Genomic DNA, 19654 nt, shown 5'->3' with positions numbered 1-19654 from the left:
ATGCTCGACGGACGCACAGCGCCGACTGCGAAACGCGATTGTACCTCCGCGCCGCCTCGACGAAGCGGGTCTGGTCACGCGCCAGTATCGTGCCGCGGTGCGAATTTTTGAAGACCGATCGGCAACAAGGGCTATGAAGCAGGACTGCTCCCGTCACTCCACAAACGTCGTAAAACTCGCCACCGCCTCACGCTCCGTGCGCAAGCGATTCACCGGCGCATCCGGATCCGCATAGCCGAGCGACATACCGCACACCAGCTGCTCGTTTTCCGCCAATCCCAGCATCGGCGCCAGCACGCTATGAAACGGCGTAAACGCCGCCTGCGGACACGTATCGAGCCCACGTCCGCGCGCCGCGATCATCACGGTTTGCAGGAACATCCCGTAGTCGAGCCAGCTACCCAGCTCGAGAACCCGGTCGATCGTAAAGAACAGCCCGACCGGCGCATCGAAGAACCGGTAGTTGCGGCCGAACTGCGCATGCATCTTGTGTTTTTCGGTCTTGTCGATGCCGAGCAGCCCATACATGCTCCAGCCAACCTTGCGCCGCCGGTCGATATAAGGCGACACCCATTGACGCGGATAGTACGGATACTCCTCCTGATACCGCTCATCGCGCGCCGGATCGTCGTGCGCTTCCAGCAGCGCCTGCGAGATGCGCGCGAGCGCGTCGCCGCTCACCACATACACCTGCTTCCACGGCTGCAGGTTGGTGCCCGAAGGCGCTGCGCTGGCGGTCTCGAGGATCGCTTCGATGTCTTCGCGTGCGACCGTTTTGGGCAAAAACGCGCGCACCGAGCGGCGCGATTTGATGACGGTGTCGATCGGGGTATCGGTACGACTCATGCAGGCTCCTCGCGAATGTCGGAACGGCGTCGCTACGTTGTGGCAATGCGCGTGGCATGGTGCCGCGCTGGTTGCTTAAAGGCCACGTCGATTCTAGCCGCTCGCCGCAGCCGCTGCCTATCGTCGCCTGTCGCTGCGTACCGTTGCCTGTTGCCATGCAACCGTAAGCCGCACTGCCGTTTGCAATCGCTGCCCGACGCAACGATACTGGGTGCCTTGCATCGACGAGGACGAGGGGTGTTCCGATGAGCGGCCACGATCCGCAGCACCGCGCGCAGCAGCATGAACATGACGAGTCCGATCATGCCGCCAGCAGCGCGCACGGCCATGCACACAGCGATCCGCATGACCACGACCACAACCACACACACGCAGGCAGCGAGCTGTCGGAAATGGACCTGCGCGTGCGCGCGCTCGAATCGCTGCTGGTCGAGAAGGGCTACGTCGATGCGCCAGCGCTCGACGTGCTGATCGAAACCTACCAGCACCAGGTCGGCCCGCGCAACGGCGCACGCGTGGTCGCCCGGGCATGGAGCGACCCCGCATACCGCAGCTGGCTGCTCGAAGACGCCAGTGCCGCGATCGCATCGCTTGGCTACACCGGGCGCCAGGGCGAACACATGGTCGCGCTCGAGAACACGCCGCAGGTGCACAACATGGTCGTCTGCACGCTGTGCTCGTGCTACCCATGGTCGGTGCTCGGTCTGCCGCCGGTCTGGTACAAGTCGGCGCCGTACCGCTCGCGCGCGGTGATCGACCCGCGCGGCGTGCTGAAAGAATTCGGTTTCGAACTGCCGGCCGAGGTCGAATTCCGCGTCTGGGATTCCACCGCGGAGTTGCGCTATCTGGTGCTGCCGATGCGTCCGGCCGGCACCGATGGCTGGAGCGAGGCGCAACTGGCCGAACTCGTCACGCGCGATTCGATGATCGGCACCGGCATCGCGCTCGAACCCGGCGCGCTGCACGCAATGCAAGGAGCGCCCGCATGAACGGAGCCCAGGATCTCGGCGGCATGCAATCGTTCGGCCCGGTGCTGCAGGAAGCCAATGAGCCGCTCTTTCATGCGCCATGGGAGCGCCGCGTGCTGGCCTTGACGCTGGCGATGGGCGCCACCGGCAAATGGAATATCGACACGTCGCGCGCCGCGCGCGAGAGCCTGCCGCCCGCGCAGTATCTGTCGAGCAGCTACTACGAAATCTGGTTTGCAGGCTTGCGCAAACTGCTGATCGACCATCAACTCGCCAGCGCCGCGGAAATCGATTCGGGCCGCTCGACGCAGCCGCCCGGCGCGCTGCCGCGCGTGCTGCAAGCCGCCGACGTAAAGGCTGCGCTGGCGCGTGGCGCACCCACCGAACGGCCGGCGTCGAGCGCGCCGCGCTTTGCAAACGGCGACTTCGTGCGCACCCGGCAAATGAATCCACCCACTCATACGCGCCTGCCGCGCTACTGCCGGGACAAACGCGGGCAGATCGTCGCGGCGCGCGGCGTGCACGTGTTTCCCGATACCAACGCGCTCGGCCAGGGCGAGCAGCCGCAGTGGCTGTACACGGTACGCTTCGACGCGCGCGAACTCTGGGGCGAGCACACCACGGCAGCATCGGTGTGCGCCGACTGCTGGGAGTCGTATCTCGAGTTTGCCGACGCGCGCGAGGAGCCGGTATGAGCGCATGCGTTTCCGATGCATCGGAACTGTACGATCAGTTGCCGGAACTGCCGCGCAATGAAACCGGCCCGGTATTCGGCGCACCGTGGCAAGCGGCGGCCTTTGCGATGACGCTCGCGCTGCATCAACGCGGCGTGTTCACGTGGGCCGAGTGGGCGCAAGCGCTGCACACCGCGATTCGCGACGCGCAGGCAGCCGGCGACCCTGATCGCGGCGACACCTACTACCTGCACTGGCTGACTGCGCTCGAACGCATCACCGCGGCCAAAGGCTGTGTGACGCCGGACGGTTTGCGCGAACGTCAGCACGCGTGGGACGCCGCCGCGCGGCGCACGCCGCACGGCATGCCGATCGAGCTTTGAGCGGATCGTACGAAGCGTGATCAGGCGTGAAGCCGGCGCGCCCGCGCTTGAAAGCGCGGCGGCCGGTCTATTGCGTGAAAGCGCGACAGCCGTGCGGGATTTATTGCTTCGGCACGTCGGCAGACGAATGCACTTGCTGCGCCACCGCGGGCTGCGCGCCTGGCGTAGCCGCAGCGGGCGCCGCGGCTGGCGGGTTGGCTTGTGAGTTGACCTGGTTAGTGGCCTGCATGGCTGGCATCGGCTGTGTCACCTGCCGCATCACGCCACCGCTGTATTGCGTAATGACCCTGCCATCGTCGGTCTTTTCGGTGGCATCCCACGGCGCGTTGTTCCTGAATACGCCGCTCAACGTGCCGCCTTCCGAATTGTGGATGGTCGCTTCGCCTTCCAGCTTGCCCTGCACGAAATTGCCGACCACCCATTCGCCGGTCGGCCAGCGTTTGATGCCTCTGCCGTCGGGCTTGCCATCGCGCAGTCCGCCTTGATAGACAAACCCGTCGCCGAGAATCACGGGGCCGCCGATATCCGGCGGGCCGGCATTGGCCTGGGCATCGGGCGCACTTGCAGCGGGCTGTGCCGCGGTCGGATTCGCCGTCGGTGCAAGCGGTTCAGCAAGCGGTTGAACTGTCGGTTCAGTGGCGGGCTGACTGCTCACTGCAACAGGTGCGGCGCTGTCGGCCGCGGCAATGGTGGATGCCGTCATCGAAATGGATGCGGCTGCAACGATCGACACGCCAAGCGTGATACGGCTTTGCCAGTTTGCGGGCAACACGGCTAGTCTCCTGTGAGGTCCTTTATGAACTCGATGCCGGCCTTGAAACTAGCGCGTAAACACATGCAAGGCAACTCTGCGATGTGTGCTTTTGTGCGCTTATGCACACAGCTGCATCTGACAAAAAAGGAACTGCAAGGAGACTGCCGCTTCGTCATTTGATATGCGTTTAGCGTGCCGCGTGCGCTTAAAACCGGCACGACAGATGTGGCTTAACGCGCGACATGAAGCACGGCTTAAAGCCGTGCCTTAAGCACGGCGTAAAGTCTGAGTTTACGTCATCACACCCCATAGCAAGAGCGTCAACGCAAGGCCGACCACCGACACGATCGTCTGCAGAATCGACCACACGAATACCGTCTGCTTCAACTGCAGGCCGAAGTATTCGCGCACCATCCAGAACCCCGCATCGTTCACATGGCAGAAGAACACCGAGCCCGCGCCGATCGCCAGTGCGATCAGCGAATTGTGCGTTGCCGTGAGCCCCACGACTACCGGCGCGACGATGCCCGCGGTAGTGGTGGTCGCAACCGTGGCCGACCCGGTTGCCTGACGCAGCGCCACCGCAATCAGCCAGGCCAGCAGCACCAGCGGCAGATGCGCGCCGACGGCGATCTTGCCGATCGTCATACTGATACCGGCGGCCACCAGCGTCTGCTTGAGACCGCCGCCCGCACCGATCGTCAGCAGTAGCGCGGCGATCGGCGGCAGGCTGCGGCGCAGGATCGCGCCGACCCGTTCGCGCGGCATGCCACGCGACCAGCCGAGCGCGACGATCGCGAACAGCACGGTTAGCCCCAGCGCGATCAGCGGTTCGCCGAGAAAATTCAGCGTGTCGAACAGCAGCGTGTCGGGTGCGAGCAGCAGCTTCGCGACGGTGCGCCCGAGCATCAGCACGACCGGCAGCAAGATCGTGATCAGCGAAATCGCGAAGCCCGGCGCTTCGCTTTGCGCGGTGTCGCTGCGAAACAGCTTGCCCATTTCTTCGGGCTCGGCGATCTGCATATGTTTCGCGAGCAGATTGCCGTATAGCGGTCCCGCCAGGATCACCGCCGGAATCGCGACAATCAGCCCGAGGCCCAACGTGATACCAAGGTCAGCATGCAGCGCGGCGACCGCGATCAGCGGGCCCGGGTGCGGCGGCAGCAGTGCATGCAGCGTGGTCATACCGGCTAAGGCCGGAATCGCGACGCGCAGGATCGGTTGCTGCGAGCGGCGCGCCATCACGAAGATGATCGGCACCATCATCACGAGGCCAACTTCGAAGAACAGCGGCAAGCCGATGATCAGCGCGACCAGCGCCATCAGCCACGGCAGCCGGCGCGGCGTGCTGTGCTCGAGAATCGTCGTGACCAGACGGTCGGCCGCGCCCGAATCGGCCATCAGCGCGCCAAGCATCGCGCCTAACGCGATGATGATGCCGACGTCGCCGAGCAGCGCGCCGGCGCCTTTGCTGAACGAGCTTGCCACGGTGTCGAGCGGCAGCCCGGCGGTGAAGCCCGCGGCGAAGGTACCGACCAGAATCGACAGGAACGGCGCAAGCTTCAGCGCACTGATCGCGACGATGATCACCACCAGACCGAGCAGGCAGGAAAGGATCAGCCGCGTGTCGTGTGCCGACCACGGCGTGAAGGTTGTTGTCAGATGCACGGGGTCTCCTGCATGTCGATGGATACCGTGAGGCGCGGCAGCGCGCGAGCGCGCAGCCGCGGCTACCGCGCCACCGGTGCCTCTCCGGTGTCTCTCCGGTGTCTAGTTCTTGCCGCCGTCGATCCGATGCGCGGCGAGCGTTTCGATCACCTGACACAGCGCCGAGTGATCGGCGTCTCCGAGACCGAGCGCGATGCCCGCGTTCATCAGTTGCGCCATGGCGCCGGTGTTCGGCAGCGCCACGCCCAGCGCCTTCGCGCCTTCGTTGGCGAGGCCGATGTCCTTCTGATGCAGCCCGATCCGGAAGCCCGGGTTGAAAGTGCGCTTGATCATCCGCTCGCCGTGCACTTCGAGCACGCGCGACGCCGCGAAGCCGCCCATCAGCGCTTCGCGCACCTTGGCCGGATCGGCGCCGGCCTTCGACGCGAACAGCAGCGCTTCGGCCACCGCCTGGATGTTCAGCGCGACGATGATCTGGTTGGCGACCTTGGCGGTCTGGCCGTCGCCGTTGCCGCCGACCAACGTGATGTTCTTGCCCATCAGTTCGAACAGCGGCTTGACCTTGTCGAAGGTCGCTTGCGGGCCGCCGATCATGATCGTCAGCGTGGCGGCTTTCGCGCCCACTTCGCCGCCGGACACCGGCGCGTCCAGATAGTCGCTGCCGAGTTCTTCGATGCGTTTGGCGAAGCCCTTGGTGGCGATCGGCGAGATCGAGCTCATGTCGACCACGGTCTTGCCTTTACCAAGCGTCGACGCGACGCCGTTCTCGCCGAACAGCACGGCTTCGACGTGCGGCGTGTCGGGCACCATCACGAACACGATGTCGGCTTCGCGCGCGACCTCGGCGGGCGTCGCGCAGGCCTTGCCGCCTGCCTTGACGAGCTCGTCGGGCACGCCCGAGCGGCTATGCAGAAACAGCGTATGACCGCCTTTGATCAGATTGGCTGCCATCGGCGCGCCCATGATGCCGAGCCCGATGAATCCAGCTTTTGCCATGTTGTCCTCGCTAATCGGTTGGGGAAACGGGGTGGGGAGAGTGTGGATGGTACAGAAGGTGGCGCGGATCGCGCGACTGCTGCGCGAGGGCTGCCGCCCGCCGACTGTAGGCAATTTGAAACCAGAAAGCGGTTTCCTCAGTATTTTGCGCGCACAAAACAGGGAACTGCAGCGAATTATGCTGATACGGGTATACACTGCTGACTATCGACATAGCAACTTGTCATACTAGTTGAACGCCTGCGCAGCCGCTTTCGGTCGTTCAAAACAATCTCGTGCGACGGGCGCTTCCACCGAAGGAGACATCATGGAGTTGCACCTGAACAGCCCGCGCGCGAGCGGGGCTCGAACCCGTACCGCCTCGATGGGCGCACGCGCCCTGAACGGCTCATTGACGGCATTGCGCAATGGTTTGGCGATGCTGGCGCTGGCCGGCGTGGGCCTGCTGGCCGCCAGCCACGCGCACGCGCAAACCCGCGCGACACCATTCGACGCATGGCCGCAGCCGCAGATCCGCAAGACCCTTTCAGTCGACGAGGCGAAGACCCTCGTCAAGCAACGCACGCAGCCGCAAACCGACTGGAAAGGTCCGACCAGCGGCCCGCGCGCGTCGACCAAACCGCTGACGATCGTCTATGTGTCGGCCGACCAGTCGTACGTGTCGTTCGTCAACTGGGGCCGCGGCGTCACCGATGCGGCCAAGGCGCTCGGCTGGAACGCGGTGGTGCTGAACGGGCAGGGCACGGTAACCGGCACGCTCGCCGCGATGCAGCAGGCGGTGGCCAGCAAGCCGGCGGCAATCGTCACGTCGGCCGACGCCAGCGCGTTGCAAGGTCCGATCAAGCAGGCGATCGCGGCCGGCATTCCGGTGATCGGCATTCACGCCACGGCGTTCCCGGGCCCGGATCCGAAACTCGGTCTGTTCAACAACATTTCGTCGAACCCCGCCGAGATCGGCGAAACGCAAGCCGCCTATCTGATCGCGCAAAGCAACGGCACCGCGAAACAGCTGCATTTCCTCGACAACAGCTTCGCGATTGCGCGCTTCAAGGCGCAGGCCGCGACCGATCCGATCAAGGCCTGCAGCGGCTGCAAGTTCGTCGATATGGTGAACATTCCGATCGCCGACCAGACGCGCCGGATTCCGTCGGTGATTTCGGGCATCGTCGCGAACCAGGGCAAGGGCTGGTGGGGCACGACCTGCTGCGACAACTTCTATCCGTATGTGGCCTCCGCGCTGCGCGCCTCGGGCGTCAAGCCGGATGAAGTGCATCTGGTCGGCTCCGACGGGCCGCCGTCCGCATACGACATGATCCGCAAGGGCGAATACGAAGTCGCCACCGTGCCGGAGCCGAGCACGCTGTTCGGCTACGAAGCGGTCGATTCGATCGTGCGCGCGATGGCCGGGCAGGAACCGTCGAAGTTCGTGCAGCCGACCTATCTCGTGACGAAGGAAAACGCCGATAGCGAAGGCGGCAAGAGCAACGAGTTCATCCCGAGCAACGGCTTCGCGTGTCACTACCAGAACATCTGGCGCGGCTCGAACACGCCGTGCGGCAAGAGCTGAGGTTCGTACCATGAGTACCGGCACCGTGCCATTGCTATCGGCGCGCAACGTCACCAAGCGCTTTTTCGGCGCGCTGGCGCTCGACGCCGCCGCGTTTGAACTGCGGCCCGGCGAGATTCATGCGCTGATCGGCGAGAACGGTGCCGGCAAATCGACCTTCATCAAGATTCTGGCGGGTGTGTACCAGGCCGACGGCGGCGAGTTTCTGCTCGACGGCAAGCCGGTCGATCCCGCCGTTGCGGCGTTGCCGCTCGCGTTCGTTCACCAGGATCTCGCGCTGGTCGACGATCTGAGCGTGGGCGAAAACATTGCGCTGATCGCGGGCTATCCGCGCAAGGGCGGCATGATCGACTGGCGCGCGGTGATGCGCCAGGCCGCGCCGCTGTATGCGGCGATGGATGTCGAGCCGCCCGATCCGGAACGGCTGGTGGTGACGCTGAGCCTGCCGGAGAAAGCGATTCTCGGCATCGTGCGCAGCCTCGCGGGCAAGCCGCGCGCACTGGTGCTCGACGAGCCCACTGCAGCGCTGCCCGAAGCCGATGCGCAGCGCCTGTTCGAAGCGATCCGCAGGCTGCGCGATGCGGGCACCAGCATCATCTACGTATCGCATCGCCTGAACGAACTGTTTGGCCTCGCCGATCGCGTGACGGTGTTTCGCGACGGCCGCCACGTGCACACCACCGACATCGCCAACACACGCCCTGAGCAACTGATTGAGCAGATGCTCGGCCGGCCGCTTGCCAGCGTCGAGCAGGCCCGCCACGATGCAACGCGCCGGCCGCCGGTGCTGCGGGTCGACAAGCTGATGGTGGAAGGGCGCGGGCCGCTGACGTTCGATGCGAGCCCCGGCGAAGTGCTGGGTCTGGTCGGTCTGCGCGGCGGCGGTCAGGAAGCGGCGGGCCGCGCGATCTTCGGCGCGCTCGCGGCAGATGCGGGCCGCATCGTGCTCGACGGCAAGACGTTGGCGCGCCACGACGATATCGGCGCACGGATTCGCGCGGGCATCGTACTGCTGGCCGGCGACCGGATGCGCGAGAGCACCTTCCCCGGTATGACGCTCGCCGAAAACCTGTTGCCCAATCCGCTGATCTCCGCGCGCAGCCCATGGCGTTTGCGCGCGCCGGCACGCGAGCGCGCCCAGGTCGAGGCGCGCCTCGAACAGTTCGACGTGCGGCCGCGCAATCCGGCCTCGCTGATCGACTGGTTGAGCGGCGGCAATCAGCAGAAAGTCTGTCTGGCGCGCTGGCTCGAAGCCCGTGCGCGGGTCGTGATACTCGAAGAGCCGACCGCCGGCGTCGACATCGGCGCCAAGCTGTCGATTCACCAGATGCTGCGCAAGGCCGCGGCGGAAGGGGCCGCGGTGATCGTCGTGTCGTCCGATCTGGAAGAAGTCGCGGCAGTCTGCGACCGCGCGCTGGTGATCGACCGCGGCCGCGTGGCCGGTGAAGTGGCCGGCGCGGCGTTGACGATGGATGCGCTGATCGCGCGCTCGTCGCTGGGCGAGAGCCGCGGCGCTCGCGGGCCGGCCCAGCCCAACAACCTGGATAACGTATGAACAGCACCAGCGGAAACGGCATTGGATCTGGTAACAGCGCTGGCAACAGCGCAGGCAGCGCAGGCAGCGCAGGCAGTGGCGCCGACAACAGCAACGGTACGCGAGACTCGCGCGACACCCGCGAGCCCGCGCGCAAACCGCCGCCGGGCGCCGCCAAACGGCTCGCCGACCTGTTCGCGAACTACGGGCTGATCGTCGTCTTCGCGCTGGTGCTGATCGTATTCGCATCGCTGCGGCCCGATACGTTTCTCAGCAGCGGCAACATCGGCAACCTGCTGACCAGCCAGTCGGTCACCGCGCTGCTCGCATTCGCGGTGATGCTGCCGCTCGCCACCGGCCGCTTCGACCTGTCGGTCGGCTATCACGTCGGCATGGCGCAGGTGCTGGTGATCGGCTTCCAGGTCAACAACGCGATGTCGTGGCCGATGGCCGCCGCGCTGGTGATGCTGATCGGCATCGTGGTCGGCCTGATCAACGGCGTGCTGGTGACGAAGTTCAAGATCGACTCGTTTATCGCGACGATGGGGATGGGCTCGCTGCTGTACGGCGTATCGAACTGGTACACCGGCGGCCAGCAGATCGCCGGCTTCAATCTGCCCGACTCGTTTGCGAATTTGTCGCAGGTGCTCGGCTATGTGCCGCTGCCCGCGGTCTACGTGGCCGTGGTCGCACTGGTGCTGTGGGTCGTGCTGGAGCGGCTGCCGGTCGGCCGCAGCCTGTACGTGATCGGCTCGAATGCGCGCGCCGCCGAATTGTCCGGGCTGCGCACCGGCCGCTACATCGGCGGCGCCTTCGCCGCGTCCGGCGTGCTATGCGCGGCCGCTGGCGTGCTGCTCGGCAGCATCCTGCGCTCGGGTACGCCGTCGGTCGGCGCCGAGTATCTGCTGCCGGCCTTCGCCGGCTCGCTGCTCGGCGCGACCTCGATCAGACCGGGCCGCGTCAACGTCGGCGGCACCGTGCTCGCGATCCTGATTCTTGCGTTCTCGTTTTCCGGCGTGCAGCAGCTCGGCGCGCCGTTCTACGTCGAATATTTCTTCAATGGCGGCATTCTGATCGTCGCGGTCGCACTGTCCGTGTACGCGGCGATCCGCCGCCGCAAGGCTGCCGTCAAGGCAGCCAGCTAACCTTTATCGGAGTAAATCCTCTATGACACGGATCGCGGTAGTCGGATGTGGCGTCGTCGGCTCGTCGTGGGCGCTCGTGTTCGCGCGGGCAGGGCTCGATGTCGCCGTATGGGACGCGACGCCGGCAGCGGTACAGCACACCCTGACGTTCGTGCGCGACTCGCTCGAGAGCCTCGTGCAGCAGGGCCTCGGCGGCGCGGAAAGCGCCGACACGGTGTGTGCGCGGCTGCGGCCGTGCGCGACGCTCGAAGAGGCGCTCGCAGGCGTCGACTACGTGCAGGAAAGCGCGCCGGAGCGTGTCGAGATCAAGCGCGAGCTGTATCTGAAACTCGATGCGCTGGCCGCGCCGAACGTGGTGCTGGCCAGCTCGACGTCGGGTCTGCCGGCTTCGTCGTTCACCGATCATCTGAAGCATCGCGAGCGCTGCCTCGTCGTGCATCCGATCAACCCGCCGCATCTGATTCCGCTGGTCGAACTGGTGCCCGCGCCGTGGACCGAGCCGGCCGTGCTCGAGCGTGCCGCGCAGTTGATGGAGCAAGTGGGCCAGGCGCCGATCCGCCTGTCGCGCGAGATCAACGGCTTCGTCGTGAACCGCCTGCAAAGCGCGCTGCTTGGCGAAGCGTTCCGGCTGGTCGAAGACGGCATCCTGTCGGTGGCCGACGTCGACAAGGCAGTCGCGGATGGTCTCGGCCTGCGCTGGTTCTTCATGGGCCCGTTCGAAACCATCGATCTGAATGCAGCCAACGGTGTCGCCGAGTACTGCCGCAATCTCGGCCCGATGTACTACGGCCTCGCGAAAGAGCAGGCCGACCCGCGCGAATGGCAGGCGCCGCTGGTGCAGGAAATCGAGCGTCAGCGCCGCACGGCGACCGCGGCCGCAGCACTGCCGCAGCGCCGTGCCTGGCGCGACCGGGTGCTGGCCGCAGTGGTTGCCGCAAAACGGCGCGTGCTCGCACAACAGGACAGCGTGTAGCATTGTCAGCTTCCCCACCGTCATCCACGGACGCGCTCCATGTCTAGCTCCACGCCGCCCTTCACGATCAAACGCCAGCGCCTGTTCGACCAGGTCGCGCAACACCTGGAAGCGATGATCCTGTCGGGCGAGGTGGGCGTGGGCGACGCGCTGCCGTCCGAGCGCGAACTGATGGAGCGTTTCGGCGTGGGCCGCCCGGCGGTGCGCGAAGCGCTGCTGTGGCTGAACAAGAAGGGGTTGATCTCGGTCAGCGCGGGCGAGCGCGCGCGGGTGGTCGAACCGGATCCGGGCGAACTGCTCGAGCATCTGTCGGGTGCCGCGTTGCTGTTTGCATCGACGGCGCGCGGCATGCAGCAGTTCCAGCAGACGCGCCTGTTCGTCGAGGTGGCGCTGGCGCGCGAGGCATGCCGCTGCGCCACGGCCGAGGACCTGAATCGCCTCGAGCTGCTGCTGCGCGACAACGAAGCGAGCGCTGGCGACACTGAAGCGTTCGCGCGCACCGACGACGCGTTTCATTTCGGCGTCGCCAGTCTTGCGCACAATCCGCTGATCGACGCGTTGTATCGCAGCGTGCTGAGCGTGTTGCAGGATCAGCGTCACACGTCGTTGCAGCACGCCGATGCGCTGGCTGCGGCGATCCGCTGCCACACGCAGCTGTTCGAGGCGATCGTCGCGCGCGAGCCCGATCGCGCGGAGCAGGTGATGCGGCGGCATCTGACCGAGGTCGAGACGTACTATTGGGACGTGCGTAAAGAGGTGCGCACGGATATCCCCAAAGACGCACACGGCAAGCATGGGCCGCACGGCACGGCGGGCAAACACGGCAGCACCGACTAGAACGAGCCAGCCGGCATCACGCCGACGGCCGGCTTTATCACAACGGAGACAGTGTTGATGGCTTACTTCGAAGCGATCGATCCGAAATTCATGCAGTACATCATCCCGGTGTGCGGCCTGGAGACGTTGTACAAGGGCACGCGCTGGGCCGAAGGCCCGGTGTATTTCGCGGATGGCCGTTACCTCGTGTTCAGCGACATTCCGAACGACCGGATGCTGCGCTGGGAAGAAGAGAGCGGACAGGTCAGCGTGTTTCGCTACCCGTCGGGCTTCTCGAACGGCAATACGCGCGACCGGCAAGGGCGGCTCGTCAGCTGCGAACACGGCAACCGGCGCGTGACGCGCACCGAACCGGACGGCACGATTACGGTGCTGGCCGAGCGCGTGGGCGGCAAGCGGCTCAATTCGCCCAATGACGTAGTGGTCAAATCGGACGGCAGCGTGTGGTTCACCGACCCGCCGTACGGCATTCTGACCAACTACGAAGGCCACAAGGCGGACAGCGAGATCGGTGGCTGCCACGTGTATCGCTGCGATCCGCAAACCGGCGAGATCAAGCAACTGACCGACGACTTCGTCAAACCCAACGGGCTCGCCTTTTCGGCCGACGAACGGCAACTGTTCATCGCCGATTCCGGGCGCTCGCATGGACCGGATGCGCCGCATCACATCCGCGTGTTCGACGTGGCCGACAACGGCACCCTGAGCAACGGGCGCGTGTTTGCGGTGATCGAGCCAGGCGTGCCGGACGGCTTCCGGCTCGATGTCGACGGCAATCTGTGGGTTGCGGCCGGCGACGGCGTGCAGTGCTTCGATGCGAGCGGCAAGCTGATCGGCAAGATCCTGACGCCGGAAACGGTGGCCAACGTCACGTTTGGCGGCGCTAAGCGCAACCGGCTTTTTATTGCGGCCAGCTCGGCGCTGTATGCGGTGTTCGTCAACACGCAGGGCGTTCAGACGCCGTAACGCCTCACGCGCGCCGCGGCACCCGGAACAGGTGCCGCGCGCCCGCCGCTGCAGAGCCCCATCGCCGGACCATGCACTGTGCATCCATATGGTCACGCGCTAAGCGCGCCGCATTGCGGCGCGTTTTTCGTTATTGAATGCGCTGCCGCACTATCTGTTTGAATAGGTAGAAGCGTTTGAAAATCCGCTAGAGTGAGGTCATCCGAGACCACGCGACGTCCGCTCAAACGCAAGGACGTCTTGAGACCTTCCACATGACTACATCGACCCTGCGCGCTGCCGCTGCGCGTCGTACGCGCACGCGATGCGCTGCGCTTCATGCGCAATCCGCACCTCGCTACGCATTCGATTCGCGCGTGTCGCCGCACCCGCGAAGTCGACGCAGCGACCACCGGTAAGCCAGCCATAACCGGATACCCGACACCAAAACAAGAAAGCCGGGTCAAGCACATCAAGGGGCACGTCATCATGGTACCAGGGGTACTGACGCAAGCAATGCTCGAACAGCTGACTACCATCAGCACCGAGCAGGACATGCGCAGTCGTCTCGCCGACATCGCGGCGATGCTCGACTTCGATTCCTTTCTTTACGGCGGTATCTTCAGCCTGGGCAAGCAGAAAAGCATCCTGAAGATCGTCTCCGGTTATCCCGCCGAGTGGCGGCTCAAATACGACGCGGAAAACTACATCCAGATCGACCCGGTGATGCAGCACTGCAGCGCGCGGCTGGTACCGATCGCGTGGGGCGACCTCGCGTGTACGTCGCGCCAGCAGCATGAATTCATGGAGGAAGCCGGCGCGTACGGTCTCGTCAGCGGCATCAGTTTTCCGATCCATTCGAAGCAGGGCGATATCGGTGTGCTGAGCTTCGCACGCCGCGTGCGCCAGACCACCGGGCCGGCCGACGCGCAGCGCGCGATGCTGACGCTCGCGCAGGGCGTGCTGGTCGCGGCATTTATGCACGACGTGATGACGCGCATCGTCAACAAGCAGGAGAACGTGCTGCGCGCACCGTTGACGAGACGCGAACTCGAATGCCTGAAGTGGATCGCGATCGGCAAATCGACGTGGGAAATCTCGTCGATTCTCGGCATCTCGGAACATGGCGTGCTGTATCACGTCCGCAACATCATGCTGAAGTTCGATGCGCAGACCCGCCACGTGGCGGTGCTCAAGGCGATTGCCTGCGGGCTGGTCTAGGGCGCGACGCATAAGCGTCACCGGCACGTCACCGCGAGGTCACCGAGGCGTCATCGCGACGTCACTGAAGCGTCGCAGCAGTCGCCGCCGCGGAGCACGACCCTACCCGTTCTTGTAGTGGAAGCAGGCATTGCGCTCGGATCAAATCATGCTCCAAAGCCCTCCTGGAGATGCGATGTGACGATACAGTTCAAGCGTTTGACCGGTGCGCCGTGGACTGCCGACCACGAGGCGATGTTCCGCCTGCGGCATGGCGTGTTTATCGAACGGCTCGGCTGGGACCTGCCGGCCAGCGCGTCGCTCGAAACGGACGGCTACGATACGCCGCTCACCCATTACCTCGTGGCGTTTCGCGACGACGTCTGCATCGGTTGCTGGCGCCTGTTGCCGACCACCGGGCCGTACATGCTGCGCGAACCGTTCGCCGGGCTGCTGCAAGACACCCCGGCGCCCTGCGACGCGGCGGTGTGGGAGCTCAGCCGCTTTGCGATCCGCGGCGACGTGCAACATGCATTCGGTTTCGGCGATGCCGCCAAGGCGATGTTCAGTGAAGTGCATCGCTTTGCGCTCGAGCACCGGATTGCCCGCTATGTGACCGTCACGACGCTCGGCATCGAGCGCATGCTGCGCCACGCCGGCGTGCCTTGCGAACGGTTGGGGCGGCCGCAGCGGCTGGGCGAGAGCCCGGCGGTCGCGATCCTGCTGCGCCCCGAGGATCTGGGCCGCGTCGGCGCGGGGCTGCCGCGCACGCTACCGACGCTTGCGCCAAGCGACGAACCGGTGGCAGGCCATGTCAGCGCAGCCTGAGTGGCGACAACGGCGGTTTTGACGCCCGGCTTCGCGCCCGTTTTTGACGATTCGATGAACCCATGCACCACGCTGGCGCCTGCGCACCGGCGTCCTGGCATTTGAGCGCACCCGCATAAGCGCATTCGATGCGCTGCGCAATAAAGCGCAAATAATCGCTCGCCAAAAATATAAATGCGATAACGCAATCGTTTGCGAAGCCCGCTTTATTGTCATCCCCGGAGAATTATGCGCACTGCGTAAATTGAGCTGTCCAGCTCATTTCGCAGGCAATCACGTATAGCCATCCGGCATAGCTCGGCAATTCGGATTGATTGGAGGAATCGCCATGAAATCATGACGTTACTTTCGATATGTCACCCCCTTAGGTTCGTGAGACTCTTAGCGAGTCGTGCCCGGAAATGCTTTTTGCAAGGCACGACTAATTTTTTCACTAACTGTAAATGGGGTTATTCATGGACCGTATTAATCCGGCTGTTCTGGCCAATCAAGCCTCCTGCCACGCCAATGTCACCGGCGAAGACCAACCGCACGCACAACTCAAGAAGACGGAGAGACTGCCGTTTACTATAAGCATCGTGAATGACGAAGCGGGCTTGCAGAAGGCCGTCGACATGCGGCGTGCCGCGTACCGGCGTCACTTGCCGGAGTTCGCCGACACGATGTCCATCGAGGCAGCCGATCGCGCGACCGATACCGTCGTGATGCTTGCGCAATCTCGTCTGGACGGCGCGGCGCTTGGTACCATGCGCATCCAGTCCAATGTCGAGCGGCCGCTGGCGATGCAGCAGTCCGTGCAGCTGCCCGACTGGCTGGCCGGCGCACGGCTTGCCGAGGCAACCCGGCTGGGCGTGGCGGGCGGGACGATTGGGCGGATGGTCAAAATCGCGCTGTGCAAGGCGTTGTTCATGTATTGTGGACAGCAGGAGATCGACTGGATGGTGATCACCGCACGCTCTCCTCTCGACCGGGAGTACGAGGCCATGCTGTTTGGCGACGTGTTTGGCAAGAACGAGTTTTTGCCGATGGCGCATGTCGGCGGGATGCCGCATCGTGTGCTGGCCAAGCCGGTTGCTGCCGCACAGCAGCGTTGGGCGCAGGTCGGTCATCCGCTGTACAAATTTGTGTTCGAGACTTTCCACCCGGATATCGACGTGATGCCGAACAGTTTGAAGCTTGCGGCCAGTACGTTGCGATCCGTCGAGGATATGCATATTGCATAAGTCTTGGGTAGCATCGAACGTCCGGCCGACCGGCTGGATGGTTTGATTGACCGGTAGTTCAAGCCACGGGCCCGCCTTTCGTCACGGCGGGTCCGTCACCCGACCACTTGTCGGTACGAGAGGAATTCGACGTATGAGGTGGGCGAGGGAGTTTCCGCTTTCGAGGTCAACGCGCATCGGCCGCACGATCGACTGGCTGCTGTACCGGTTTTCGATCTACCTCGTGCCGGTGGTGATTGCGCTCGGAACGCTGGTCGCACTAGTGTGGATGCCGCGCGAGTTCGGCACGCCGCAGGCACACCCCATGCAATTTCGCGCGCTGCAGGATACGCGCTCGGCGCTCGATCCCGATGCCGCGCTGCGCGCGGTGCAAAACGCGCCGCTGACCGCCCGCTTCGGCACCCATCTGGCCGAAACGCCGGTGTGGTTCGTCATCGATCCGCCCGCGCGGGCGCCGAACGCCACCACCAGCTTTATCGATTTTCCATCGCGCCATGCGCAGGCCATGACCTGCTGGTCGGCACGCTCGCATGCATGGCTCGGCACCGCCGACCGGGTCGGCGTCAGCGGCAGCCTGCGCGCGGTGAAGGCCGGCTTTTCGCTGAAGCTCGATGCGCAAAGCGCGAGCGAACCCGTGCTGTGCAAGGCCAGCTTCTCCGGCCCGGCCTATCTGACTGCCGACGCAACCGACGGCCGCGCGCTGGCGGCGTCCGCGCTCGAATTCGAGCGCAGCACCGCGCTGATCACCGGCGGCCTGATCACGCTGTCGGTATTCGTGTTCGTAACGGCGATCATCAATCACGAATGGACCTACGTGATCTTCGCCGCCTGGCTGATCGGCAACCTGCGGCTGAGCGCCAATGCGCTCGGCTTCGACATCGGCTGGGTCGGGCGGCAGATCGCCCCTGAATATCTGGGCCTCGTGCGGCAGCTGACTTTCGCCGCCTATTACCTGCTGACCGCGACGCTGTTTGGGCAGCTATTTCGCCGCGAACTGCGCCAGGTCGGGCTGCAGCCCGTCGTGCGGGCGGTGCAGTGCGGCGGCCTGCTGTTGCTGGTGGCCGCGTTCGCGCTCGAATACCGGCAGTTCATTCCGGTGCTGTGGGCACTTGGCAGCATCGGCATGGCGGCGCTGATTTTCCTGCTCGTGCAGTTAGTGTGGAAAGCACGCTCGCGCACGGTGCTGTGGTACGTCGCGTCGATGGCGGTGGTGCTGTTCGCGACGCTGTCCGAAGTGCTGGCGGCTGCCTTTGGTACGCGCATGCTGTTCGGCGGGGTGAATCCGGTGGTCACCGCGTTGTCGTCCAGCATGATGGCCGCGTTCGCGATCGCCGAGCAGATGCGCGCGGAACGCGAGCGCCGCCGCCAGATGCAGATCGAATTGCGCAACACCTATGACGTCGCGCCGATCGGGCTGTTCACGCTGCACAACGACGGCCGTTTCGTGCGCGCCAACCCGGCGATGCACGCGATGCTCGGCCTGCGCGGCAGCGAGTACAAGAGCCGCCACCTGCGCGATTACTTCGAAGACGGCGCCTGGGACACGCTGATGCTGCTGGCCGGCCAGGGCAGCACCGCGTCGATGGAGATCAACGGGCTGCCCGGCGCCGATGGCACCGCGCGCCGCTATGCGCTGAAGGCGATTCTGGCGAACGGCTCGATCGAAGGGGCGCTCGAGGATGTGACGGAGCGCTCGAAGGCGGTCGACCGTTTACATTTCCTCGTCGATCACGACCCGCTCACAGGCTCGCTGAACCGGCGCGGCATCGAGAAAGCGATCGCGCGGCTGTCCGACGAGAGCCGTTCGTGGTCGCTCGCGTATATCGATCTGGACCGCTTCAAGCTGATCAACGACCTGTTCGGCCACCCGGCCGGCGACGAGGTGCTGAAGCTGGTTGCCGCGCGTCTGTCGAGCCATCTGGAGGTGCGCTATCCGGTTGGCCGGATCGGCGGCGACGAATTCGTGTGCGTGTTCGAGGACGTCGCGATCGATCAGGCCGCGGATCAGTGCCGTGAGCTGGTCACGGCGCTCAGCACCACGCCTTATCAGATCGGCGCGCGCGCGTTCCAGGTGAAGGCGTCGATCGGCGTGGTCGAGTGTTCGCCGGGCGACCGCGTGCAGGATGCGCTCGCGCACGCGGACCGCGCGTGCCGCGCGTCGAAGCGCAACGGCCACGGCCGGCTCGTCACGTATCGCAAGGGCGCCGCCGCGTTCGAGGAGCGCGCCCGCGAAATCAACCTGATGGAGACGCTCGGCGAAAGCCGTCTGCCGGAGGGCTTGTTCCTCGTGATGCAGCCGATCATGTCGATGCACGAGCCGTTCGAGTCGCTCAACTTCGAGGTGCTGCTGCGGCTGCGCGCGCCGAACGGCTCGATCACGCCTGCCGGCCAGCTGATCGCGGCCGCAGAAGACTCCGGCAATATCGCGGCGATCGACCGCTGGGTGCTGACCTCGGTGCTCGAATGGATCTCCGCAAACCGGGCCGGGCTCGGTCACACGCGCTTTATCTGCGTGAACCTGAGCGGCGGGTCGCTGAACGACGAGCAGTTCATCGAAGACATCTTCGAGTTGCTGGGGCGTTACCGGTCGGTCGCGCACCTGCTGTGTCTCGAGATTACCGAAAGCGTCGCGCTGCACGATCTGGAAAACACCCAGCGCTTTATTGCGCGCGCCCACGATCTCGGCGCGAAGATCGCGCTCGACGATTTCGGCGCGGGTCATACGTCGTTCAAGTATCTGAAAGAGCTGTCGGTCGATGCATTGAAGATCGACGGCGCATTCGTGCGCACGATGTGCGAGCACCCAGCCGATACCGCGATCGTCGAAGCGATCGTTGCGCTCGCACACAATCTCGGCATGCGCAGCATCGCGGAGTGGGTCGAGGATGTGGAAACGCTGCGCGCGCTGAAGGAAATCGGCGTCGACTACGTGCAGGGTTTTGCGATTGCGAAACCGCAGCGTAGCGAGGCGATTCTGGACGCCTCGTCGGCGGCGAGCTTCGTCGAATGCGAAGAGGTGGCGGTATTCATCGAGGAACTGGGCACGCCGCGCGCGTTCGCCGACGATGGGTACGGCATGCGCAACCGCACCGCCTGAAGTTTCCGCGCAGCAC

17 protein-coding genes are annotated in these 19654 nt (G+C 64.9%); 13 read left to right on the top strand and 4 right to left on the bottom strand.

The window, feature by feature from the left end; all coding sequences use genetic code 11:
- Nucleotides 1-153: 153 nt before the first annotated feature.
- Nucleotides 154-846, bottom strand: coding sequence for a nitroreductase (locus ACYVNQ_RS32445; RefSeq protein WP_460908801.1), 693 nt, complete (start codon nucleotides 844-846; stop codon nucleotides 154-156).
- 245 nt (nucleotides 847-1091) lie between these two features.
- On the opposite strand from ACYVNQ_RS32445, the gene nthA reads away from it, so the two are divergent.
- The 3 genes from nthA to ACYVNQ_RS32430 are packed head-to-tail and all read left to right on the top strand — an operon-like array spanning nucleotide 1092 to nucleotide 2871.
- Nucleotides 1092-1835 (top strand): nitrile hydratase subunit alpha, encoded by a 744-nt coding sequence (gene nthA / locus ACYVNQ_RS32440; protein WP_460908799.1) that lies wholly within the window; start codon nucleotides 1092-1094, stop codon nucleotides 1833-1835.
- A complete protein-coding gene (nthB, locus tag ACYVNQ_RS32435) occupies nucleotides 1832-2509 on the top strand; it encodes a nitrile hydratase subunit beta (RefSeq protein ID WP_460908797.1) in 678 nt (225 codons plus the stop codon). Before nthA ends, nthB begins: the two co-directional genes overlap by 4 nt.
- Nucleotides 2506-2871 carry a nitrile hydratase accessory protein gene (locus ACYVNQ_RS32430; RefSeq protein ID WP_460908795.1) on the top strand — a complete coding sequence of 122 codons (366 nt, stop codon included), beginning with the start codon at nucleotides 2506-2508 and terminating at the stop codon, nucleotides 2869-2871. The genes nthB and ACYVNQ_RS32430 overlap by 4 nt, the downstream gene beginning before the upstream one ends.
- Nucleotides 2872-2971: 100 nt before the next feature.
- Here ACYVNQ_RS32430 and ACYVNQ_RS32425 read toward each other — a convergent pair whose 3' ends face one another.
- The 3 genes from ACYVNQ_RS32425 to ACYVNQ_RS32415 form a co-directional block, all read right to left on the bottom strand.
- Nucleotides 2972-3643, bottom strand: a complete 672-nt coding sequence (locus ACYVNQ_RS32425) for a hypothetical protein (RefSeq protein WP_460908793.1) — start codon at nucleotides 3641-3643, stop codon at nucleotides 2972-2974.
- Nucleotides 3644-3916: 273 nt separating this feature from the next.
- Nucleotides 3917-5293 (bottom strand): GntT/GntP/DsdX family permease, encoded by a 1377-nt coding sequence (locus tag ACYVNQ_RS32420; protein ID WP_460908791.1) that lies wholly within the window; start codon nucleotides 5291-5293, stop codon nucleotides 3917-3919.
- A gap of 102 nt (nucleotides 5294-5395) precedes the next feature.
- Nucleotides 5396-6289: a 2-hydroxy-3-oxopropionate reductase gene (locus ACYVNQ_RS32415; RefSeq protein ID WP_460908789.1), complete on the bottom strand. Its 894-nt coding sequence runs from the start codon at nucleotides 6287-6289 to the stop codon at nucleotides 5396-5398.
- A 307-nt stretch (nucleotides 6290-6596) separates the two neighbouring features.
- Between ACYVNQ_RS32415 and ACYVNQ_RS32410 the strand changes: the two genes are divergently transcribed.
- The 10 genes from ACYVNQ_RS32410 (at nucleotide 6597) to ACYVNQ_RS32365 (ending at nucleotide 19638) form a co-directional block, all read left to right on the top strand.
- Nucleotides 6597-7856, top strand: a complete 1260-nt coding sequence (locus ACYVNQ_RS32410; RefSeq protein ID WP_460908787.1) for an ABC transporter substrate-binding protein — start codon at nucleotides 6597-6599, stop codon at nucleotides 7854-7856.
- Nucleotides 7857-7866: 10 nt separating this feature from the next.
- A complete protein-coding gene (locus ACYVNQ_RS32405) occupies nucleotides 7867-9411 on the top strand; it encodes a sugar ABC transporter ATP-binding protein (RefSeq protein ID WP_460908785.1) in 1545 nt (514 codons plus the stop codon).
- Nucleotides 9408-10535: an ABC transporter permease gene (locus tag ACYVNQ_RS32400; RefSeq protein WP_460908783.1), complete on the top strand. Its 1128-nt coding sequence runs from the start codon at nucleotides 9408-9410 to the stop codon at nucleotides 10533-10535. The genes ACYVNQ_RS32405 and ACYVNQ_RS32400 overlap by 4 nt, the downstream gene beginning before the upstream one ends.
- A gap of 22 nt (nucleotides 10536-10557) precedes the next feature.
- Nucleotides 10558-11508 (top strand): 3-hydroxyacyl-CoA dehydrogenase, encoded by a 951-nt coding sequence (locus tag ACYVNQ_RS32395; RefSeq protein WP_460908780.1) that lies wholly within the window; start codon nucleotides 10558-10560, stop codon nucleotides 11506-11508.
- Nucleotides 11509-11547: 39 nt separating this feature from the next.
- Complete coding sequence (locus ACYVNQ_RS32390) at nucleotides 11548-12345, top strand: FCD domain-containing protein (protein ID WP_460908778.1); 798 nt, start codon at nucleotides 11548-11550, stop codon at nucleotides 12343-12345.
- 57 nt (nucleotides 12346-12402) lie between these two features.
- A complete protein-coding gene (locus ACYVNQ_RS32385; protein ID WP_460908776.1) occupies nucleotides 12403-13311 on the top strand; it encodes an SMP-30/gluconolactonase/LRE family protein in 909 nt (302 codons plus the stop codon).
- A 468-nt stretch (nucleotides 13312-13779) separates the two neighbouring features.
- Entirely contained in the window at nucleotides 13780-14511 is a 732-nt protein-coding gene (locus tag ACYVNQ_RS32380) for a helix-turn-helix transcriptional regulator (RefSeq protein ID WP_460908774.1), read from the top strand.
- Nucleotides 14512-14688: 177 nt separating this feature from the next.
- Nucleotides 14689-15318 carry an acyl-homoserine-lactone synthase gene (locus ACYVNQ_RS32375; RefSeq protein WP_460908772.1) on the top strand — a complete coding sequence of 210 codons (630 nt, stop codon included), beginning with the start codon at nucleotides 14689-14691 and terminating at the stop codon, nucleotides 15316-15318.
- Nucleotides 15319-15773: 455 nt separating this feature from the next.
- Complete coding sequence (locus ACYVNQ_RS32370; protein ID WP_460908770.1) at nucleotides 15774-16541, top strand: N-acyl amino acid synthase FeeM domain-containing protein; 768 nt, start codon at nucleotides 15774-15776, stop codon at nucleotides 16539-16541.
- Between the two features lie 133 nt (nucleotides 16542-16674).
- Nucleotides 16675-19638 (top strand): putative bifunctional diguanylate cyclase/phosphodiesterase, encoded by a 2964-nt coding sequence (locus ACYVNQ_RS32365; RefSeq protein WP_460908768.1) that lies wholly within the window; start codon nucleotides 16675-16677, stop codon nucleotides 19636-19638.
- Nucleotides 19639-19654 lie beyond the last annotated feature (16 nt).

This window comes from Paraburkholderia jirisanensis (assembly GCF_054782355.1).
Note: the sequence above shows the minus strand (reverse complement) of the source record. Positions and strands in the feature narration are given on the sequence as shown.